The organism is Streptomyces sp. NPDC030814 (assembly GCF_055572155.1).
The window spans coordinates 62,237-69,364 of the sequence record NZ_JBVIDX010000004.1 but is presented as its reverse complement, the minus strand read 5'-3'; the positions used below and the strand labels follow the sequence as shown (position 1 = coordinate 69,364).

Sequence of the window (7,128 nt, the reverse complement as noted above, 5' to 3'; positions counted from 1 at the left end):
CCCGGCCGCCGCCTCATGGCCAGTCGCTCGCGGACGACCGCAGGCGGCTGCCGCGGCGCGACCCCGAGGGGCAGGTCGCCCGACAACGCCGTGACCACCGCGCGAGCCCTCGCTCGGATATTCGGCCCGATGATCCGGCGCCACCTCGTCCGGCCTCGTGCGGTAGCGTCCGACCCCGTGCGGCCCGGTGCGATCTCCCGCGATCCGGTACCGCTTGCTGTGTCGCGAGTGGCTGATGTGGTTTCAGAGGCGATCGATCACAGTCGGGGCGGTGTCCGCATCAAGAGCAGACCCGTGACTATATGGGTGATCGGTGCTAGAAAGGCCGGATGAAGGACCGTTTTGCCCGGGTTCGACGCATATCGCCACTGTGGTCACTGGCGCGAAGGAACTCGCGAAGTGTCGCGGGGCAGATATTCCTCCTGCAGGTGGCGCTGGTGGTGCTGCTCGTGGCATTCGCCGTCTTCGCTCTTGTCCTGCAGTCACAGAGGCACACCAACGCCGAGGCCAAACGAAGATCCATAGCGGTCGCCCAGACTTTCGCGCACTCCCCGGGTGTGTTGTCCGCGCTGCAGGCCCCAGATCCCGCGAAGGTCCTTCAGCCGCTGACCGAGGCGGGCCGCAAGTCCGCGGGCGTCGACTTCGTCGTCGTGATGGACACCAACGGGATCCGCTACACCCATCCCATGCCGGACCGCATCGGGAAGCGGTTCGTGGGGGAGATCAAGCCGTCCCTCCAGGGGAAGGTCTACACCGAGAGCGTGCACGGACCCCTGGGACACGAAGTCCAGGCGACCGTACCCATCCGGGACGGCCGGGGCCAGGTGGTGGCTCTCGTCTCCGCCGGGCTGAAGGTCAAGAACGTGACCAGTCTGGTCGACCGGCAGATACCGATCATCCTGACCGCCGGGGCCGCCGCACTGGGAGTGGCCACCGCCGCCACGGCGCTCGTGGGCAGGCGGCTGCGACGGCAGACGCACAGCCTGGCCCCGAGCGAGATGACGCGCATGTACGAGCACCACGACGCGGTGCTGCACTCCGTGCGCGAAGGGGTGCTCATCGTCGGTGACGACGGGCGGCTGGTGCTGGCGAACGACGAGGCCAGACGGCTCCTGGAGCTGCCCCCCGACGCGGAGGGCACACATGTGTCCCATATGCCGGCCCTCGAACCCGAGATGGTGTCGCTGCTCGGCTCCGGCCGCGAGGCCACCGACGAGGTGCACCTGGCCGGGCCACGGCTGCTGGTGGTCAACCAGAGGCCGACGGGCCGCGGCGGAGGCCCCCAGGGCACCGTGGTGACCCTGCGCGACTCCACGGAACTGCGCGCCGTGGCCGGCCGGGCCGAGATCACGGGCGAGCGGCTGAAGCTGCTCTACGACGCCGGCTTGGGTATCGGCACTTCCCTGGACGTGGTCCAGACCGCCGACGAACTCGCCCGTATCGCCGTCCCCCGCTTCGCCGACTTCGTCACCGTGGACCTGGCCGACGCCGTCCTGCACGGCGAGGAACCCGCGGCCACGGCGAAGGGCATGCGACGCGTCGCCGTCTGCGGCATCCGCGACGACCAGCCGCTCTACGAGAAGGGCCGGCTGATCGACTTCCTGCCTTCCACGCCCCAGGCACGCGGATACGGCTCCGGCCGCTCGGAACTGGTGGCCGACCTGTCGACCGCGACGGGCTGGCTTCTGCAGGACCCGGAGCGCACCGAGCAGATCATCGACTACGGCATCCATTCGCTCATCGCGGCCCCCATCCAGGCCCGCGGTGTCGTACTGGGCATGGCCAACTTCTGGCGGTCCAAGGAGCACGACCCCTTCGACCAGGAGGAACTCTCCCTGGCGGAGGAACTGGTGGCCCGTGCCGCGGTCAGCATCGACAATGCCCGACGGTACACGCGTGAGCACGCCCTGGCGGTCACCCTCCAGCGCAGCCTGCTGCCGCGGGGCCTGCCCGAGCAGAGCGCCGTCGATGTCGGCTACCGGTACCTCCCGGCCCAGTCGGGTGTCAGCGGGGACTGGTTCGACGTGATTCCCCTGCCGGGCAGCCGCGTGGCGATGGTCGTCGGTGACGTGGTCGGCCACGGCCTGCACGCCGCAGCGACCATGGGGCGGCTGCGGACCGCGGTGCACAACTTCTCCACGCTCGATCTGCCGCCCGACGAACTGCTGAGCCATCTCGACGACCTCGTCGGCCGCATCGACCAGGACGAGGCGTGCATGGACAGCCCCGCCGCCGTCGTGGGCGCCACCTGCCTCTACGCGATCTACGACCCGACGACGCGTCGCTGCACCATGGCCCGCGCGGGGCACCTGGCCCCCGCGCTGGTCCATCCCGACGGGGACGTCACCTTCCCCGACCTGCCGCCCGGCCCGCCGCTGGGTCTCGGCGGCATGCCCTTCCAGACCGCCGAACTGGACATCGCCGAAGGCTCCCAGCTGGTCCTCTACACCGACGGCCTCATCGAGGACCGCACCCGCGACCTCGACGAGGGGATGGAGCTTCTGCGCAAGGCCCTGGCGGGCCACACCGACCGAGCACCCGAGGAGAGCTGCCGGGCGGTGCTGGAATCCCTGCTGCCCGAACGCCCCACGGACGACGTGGCCCTGCTCATCGCCCGCACGCACGCGCTGCCACGGGACCGGATCGCCGAGTGGGACGTGCCGCCGGACCCGGCCGCTGTCGCCGGGCTGCGCGCAGCGGCGACCGCCAAGCTCGACGAGTGGGGGCTGGAGGAACTCGGCTTCAGCATGGAACTGGTGCTGAGCGAACTCGTCACCAACGCGGTCCGCTACGGCTGCGAGCCGATCCGCCTGAGACTGATACACGACCGCACCCTGATCGCCGAGGTGGCCGACGGCAGCAGCACCTCGCCTCATCTGCGGTACGCCGCGACGACCGACGAGGGCGGCCGGGGCCTGTTCCTGGTCGCCCAGCTGACCGAGCGCTGGGGAACCCGCTACACACCCCAGGGCAAGGTGATCTGGGCGGAGCAGACGCTGCCGACGCGCTGAGAACCCTTCGCCGGCCGCACTCACTCCGCCTACGGCTGGAGTGAACATCTGATCGACATACATACCGATCAGATCGTCACTGTCAGGGGAAGCCCCGCTCTCTCCGGGCATGGCTCTCCTCGGTCGCCGACGGACCTCGGCAAGACTCGCCTCGTGGCTCGACGATGCCGACCTCGGCAAGGTGCGCAAGCGTCTGGTGGAGAGCCGGGCCGCCGGGGCACACCCACGCCGCGGCCATGATCGAGCAGTTGCTGCGCGGCAGCGGCCGGGGCTGGGACCGCAGGGCCCACCGGATGAATGTCCTCGCGCAGTCGACGTCCCGCGAGTTCCGGCAGTACTGGGCGCAGGAGCGCGCCCGGTACCCGGAAGCCCAACTGCTGTACGCCTGGGGGTCATGGGTGGTGCCGTTGGAGCGGCCAGCCTTTCGGGGCTGCCGCCCGTGCCAGGTGTCTGGTTCGTCTTGGGCGGGCACGGCGGTCGGCCCAGTCAGCGTGTGCCGCCTTTGCGCAGGACCTTGTCGACGCCGACCGCGACGACCACGAGGGTTCCGGTCGCGACGTCCTGATAGAGGCTGTCGATGCCCGCCTGGGTGAGGCCGGAACGGAGCACGTTGACGATGAGCGCTCCGATCAGGGTTCCGACGATGCTTCCCCGGCCGCCGAAGAGGCTGGTCCCGCCGATGACGACGGCGGTGATGCTCTCCAGATTCGCCGTCTGGTACGCGTTGGGGTCGGCGTTGGGGATGCGGCCGAGGGCCTGCCATGCGGCGACGCCGTAGAGGAGACCGGCGATGACGTAGACCGAGAGGACCGTGCGCCGGACGTCGATACCGGTCAGTCGGGCGGCCTCGGGCGCGTTGCCGACGGCGTAGATGTGCCGGCCCCAGCCCGTCTTGGTGAGCACGTACCAGAAGAACGCGTACAGCCCCAGGAGCAGGAACGTCCCCCAGGTGACGAGGACACCGCCGAGGCGGACGCCGTGCCCCCAGAAGTCGAGCAGATCACTGGTCACCGGATAGCTGCGGGAATCGGAGTAGAGCCTGCTCGTGGCGTAGACGACGCTCAGCGCGCCGAGGGTGACGATGAAGGGGGGCAGGCCCAGCCGGGCCACGAGCAGGCCGCTGACGAGCCCGAGGAGGGTCGCCACGAGCAGGCCGAGCAGCAGCGCCACCGCGGAGTTGCCCCCCTCGAAGACCAGCTTGGCCATGACGATGGTGGCGAGGACCGCGATGGCCCCGTTCGCCAGGTCGATGCCCGCGGTGAGGATGATCAGGGACTGCCCCAGCGCCAGGGTGCCGATCACGATCGTCTGCTGCAGCACCAGCGACAGGTTCCCCGGCGTCATGAACGTGTCCGTCGTGAGCGAGAAGACCAGTACGGCGAGCGCCAGGGCGGCCAGCGGGCCGACCGTCGGTGTGCGCAGGGCGTACCGGAGTGCCTCCCGCAGCGCGGTGTCCGTCCCGCTCTCGCCGGTCGGACCGGTGGTGCCGGCAGATCTCATGATCCCTTACTGGTTCCTTCCACCCGTCGGCGCCCGAAGGTCATCCCGTCATCCCCAGCAGTGCTGGAGCCCCCACTCCGTGTCGTGCGACGCCAGTCCGCGCACCGGCTTGTCGGTGATGAGTTCCGTGCCGGTGTCGGTGAAGCCGGACTTCTTCCTCCCGTTCTCGACGAACTCGGTGACCGCGTTCACCCCCTGCTCGGCCATCCTGACCGGGAACTGCATGACGGTCGCCGCGTACTTGCCGTCCCTGACGGCCCGCACGCCGTCGCATCCGCCGTCGATGGTGCCGATGGTCACCTGCCCGCCGAGACCGCGTGCGGCGATGGCCACGGAGGCGCCGTCGGCCACCGGTTCGTTGATGGTGTAGACCGAGTTGACGTCGGTCGTGCGCTGCAGCAGGTTCTCCGTCGCGGTCTGCGCCAGGTTGCGGTCGCCGTTGGTGTTCGCCCGTCCGCGGATCGCCGGTGAGTTGTCCTCGATCCCGAAGCCCTCCAGGAACCCGTCGTGCCGCTCCTGGCTGACCGAGGAGCCCTCCGTGCCGTCCAGCATGAGCAGTTCGGGGGCCCGGCCGGCGAGCACCGCCCTGACATAGGCGCCCTGGAGGCGTCCGGCCTTGAAGTTGTCGGTCGCGTACGTGGCGTCCACGGCGCCCGCCGGGTCCGTGGCGCTGTCCAGCGCGATCACCAGGATGCCCTGCCGCCGGGCCTCCGCGATGGCGCCCAGAACCCCCGTCGTGTTCGACGGCGTGATCAGGATTCCCTGTACGTCACGGGCGATGAGGCTCTCCACCGCGGCCACCTGGCCCTCGTTGTCGCCGTCGAACCTGCCGGCCAGGGCGATGAGATCGGCACCCTTCTTCTCGGCCGCGTCCGCGGCGGCCTTGCGCATGGTCACGAAGAACGGATTGGTCTCGGTCTTGGTCACCAGCCCGATCGTGACCTTCCCCGTCCCGCCTTCTCCTGCGGAGTCCTCATTCCCGCCACAGGCGGAGGCCAGCAGCAACGTGCCCACCACGAGGAGCGTCGCCCCCTGCCGGGTGCGCCGTGGCCGGCCGTGCCCGCGGACCCCGTGACGATGCGCCATCGGTGACACCCTCCTCCGGCCGGATCCAGCGCCTGGAAGTCTCTGAGGCTCAGCCTGGAAGTCTCTGAGGCTCACACTTGCGTCCGGATTGTCAACAAATATCCGTCCATGAATATCGCATCACATCCTCTTCGACATCTCCTCTCCGCCGGGCGTGACCGATCTCCGCACCGCTCGATGCCTGATCCGGCCGAAGGTTGCGCCCGTTCTGGGGGAGGCGAAAGATGGTGATCTGGCAGTAAGAGTCCGGGTCGCCGCCGAGGGGCACGCCCGCTCCCCCTGCGATCAGGGCTCCACCGAGGCGGAGCGGTGTCACCGCGATCGGGCGGAGAGGGGGAGAGGCGCGTGACCGGACCACCCCTGCTCTCCTTGCGCGGGATCTCCAAGCGCTTCGGCGCGGTCCAGGCGCTCAAGGACGTCGACCTCGAGCTCCACAGCGGCGAGGTGCTGGCCCTGCTGGGCGACAACGGTGCCGGCAAGTCCACCCTCATCAAGATCATCGCGGGGGTCGACCCGGCCGACAGGGGCGTCATCCAGTGGGAGGGCGAGGTCGTCCACATCAGGACTCCGCAGGTCGCCCAGCGCCTGGGCATCGCGACCGTTTACCAGAACCTGGCGCTGTGCGAGGACCTCGATGTCGCCGAGAACCTCTTCCTGGGGCGGGAGCGGCGGTTCCCCGGTGTCCGGGGCCGCCTGTTCCGGTTGATGGACGACGGGGGCATGCGCTCGGAGGCGCGACGACAGCTCGACGCGCTGGGCATCCGGGTTCCCGACGTGCGTGCTCCGGTCGCCGCCCTGTCCGCCGGCCAGCGGCAGACCGTGGCGATCTCCCGCGCGCTGCTCGGCAAACCGAAGGCCGTCCTCCTCGACGAGCCCACCGCGGCCCTGGGCGTCTCCCAGGTCGGCCATGTCCTGGACATCGTCGACGAGCTCCGCGAGCAGGGCATGGGGGTGATCCTCGTCAGCCACAACCTGGGAGACGTCAAGGCTGTCGCGGACGAGGCGGCGGTCCTGCGGCTGGGCCGCAACAACGGTTTCTTCCATGTGTCGACCACACCGCAGGACTGGATCTTCGCCTCGGTCGTCGGCGCCACACGCAACGACTGACCCGCCCGCGCAGGGCCGCCCGCGCAGGGCCGCCCGCGCCGGTCGTGCCCGGTGCTGTCCGTGCACCCGACCCGGTTGACCGTGAGGGTGGCGGCAGCCCCGTGGATCGGCGGTGGCCGTCGGCCCGGCGCCCGCCGGGGGAGCGCACCCGGATACCGGCGTGACCCGGGTGCCCAGGGGCGTCTTCCCCCTGCGGGTCCGAGCGGCGGAGGCGGGAGGCCAGGACCACGCGCGGGACAGCGCGGCCGGTCGTAAGCGATTTCTGTCGACAGGCTGGTTTTGGACAGCGGTGACCGGCTCACCGGCGTGCAAACCAGAGGCTGCCGTGTGACTCATGCCGTAAGGGCGTCGACAAGTGGAATCCGGGAGGCGGGTGGTGGTGCGTCCGCACCTGCTCTCGTCAGGGAACGGGTGTGCGGTCTGT

4 protein-coding genes are annotated in these 7,128 nt (G+C 70.0%); 2 read left to right on the top strand and 2 right to left on the bottom strand.

Annotated features, from left to right (window positions below; genetic code table 11):
- Window positions 1-329: 329 nt before the first annotated feature.
- Window positions 330-3,011 carry a SpoIIE family protein phosphatase gene (locus tag ACZ43N_RS10580; protein WP_468096564.1) on the top strand — a complete coding sequence of 894 codons (2,682 nt, stop codon included), beginning with the start codon at window positions 330-332 and terminating at the stop codon, window positions 3,009-3,011.
- Window positions 3,012-3,497: 486 nt separating this feature from the next.
- Here ACZ43N_RS10580 and ACZ43N_RS10575 read toward each other — a convergent pair whose 3' ends face one another.
- Window positions 3,498-4,511: an ABC transporter permease gene (locus ACZ43N_RS10575; protein WP_468096562.1), complete on the bottom strand. Its 1,014-nt coding sequence runs from the start codon at window positions 4,509-4,511 to the stop codon at window positions 3,498-3,500.
- A 48-nt stretch (window positions 4,512-4,559) separates the two neighbouring features.
- Window positions 4,560-5,438, bottom strand: coding sequence for a substrate-binding domain-containing protein (locus ACZ43N_RS10570; protein ID WP_468096560.1), 879 nt, complete (start codon window positions 5,436-5,438; stop codon window positions 4,560-4,562).
- 504 nt (window positions 5,439-5,942) lie between these two features.
- On the opposite strand from ACZ43N_RS10570, the gene ACZ43N_RS10565 reads away from it, so the two are divergent.
- Complete coding sequence (locus ACZ43N_RS10565; RefSeq protein ID WP_468096559.1) at window positions 5,943-6,704, top strand: ATP-binding cassette domain-containing protein; 762 nt, start codon at window positions 5,943-5,945, stop codon at window positions 6,702-6,704.
- Window positions 6,705-7,128 lie beyond the last annotated feature (424 nt).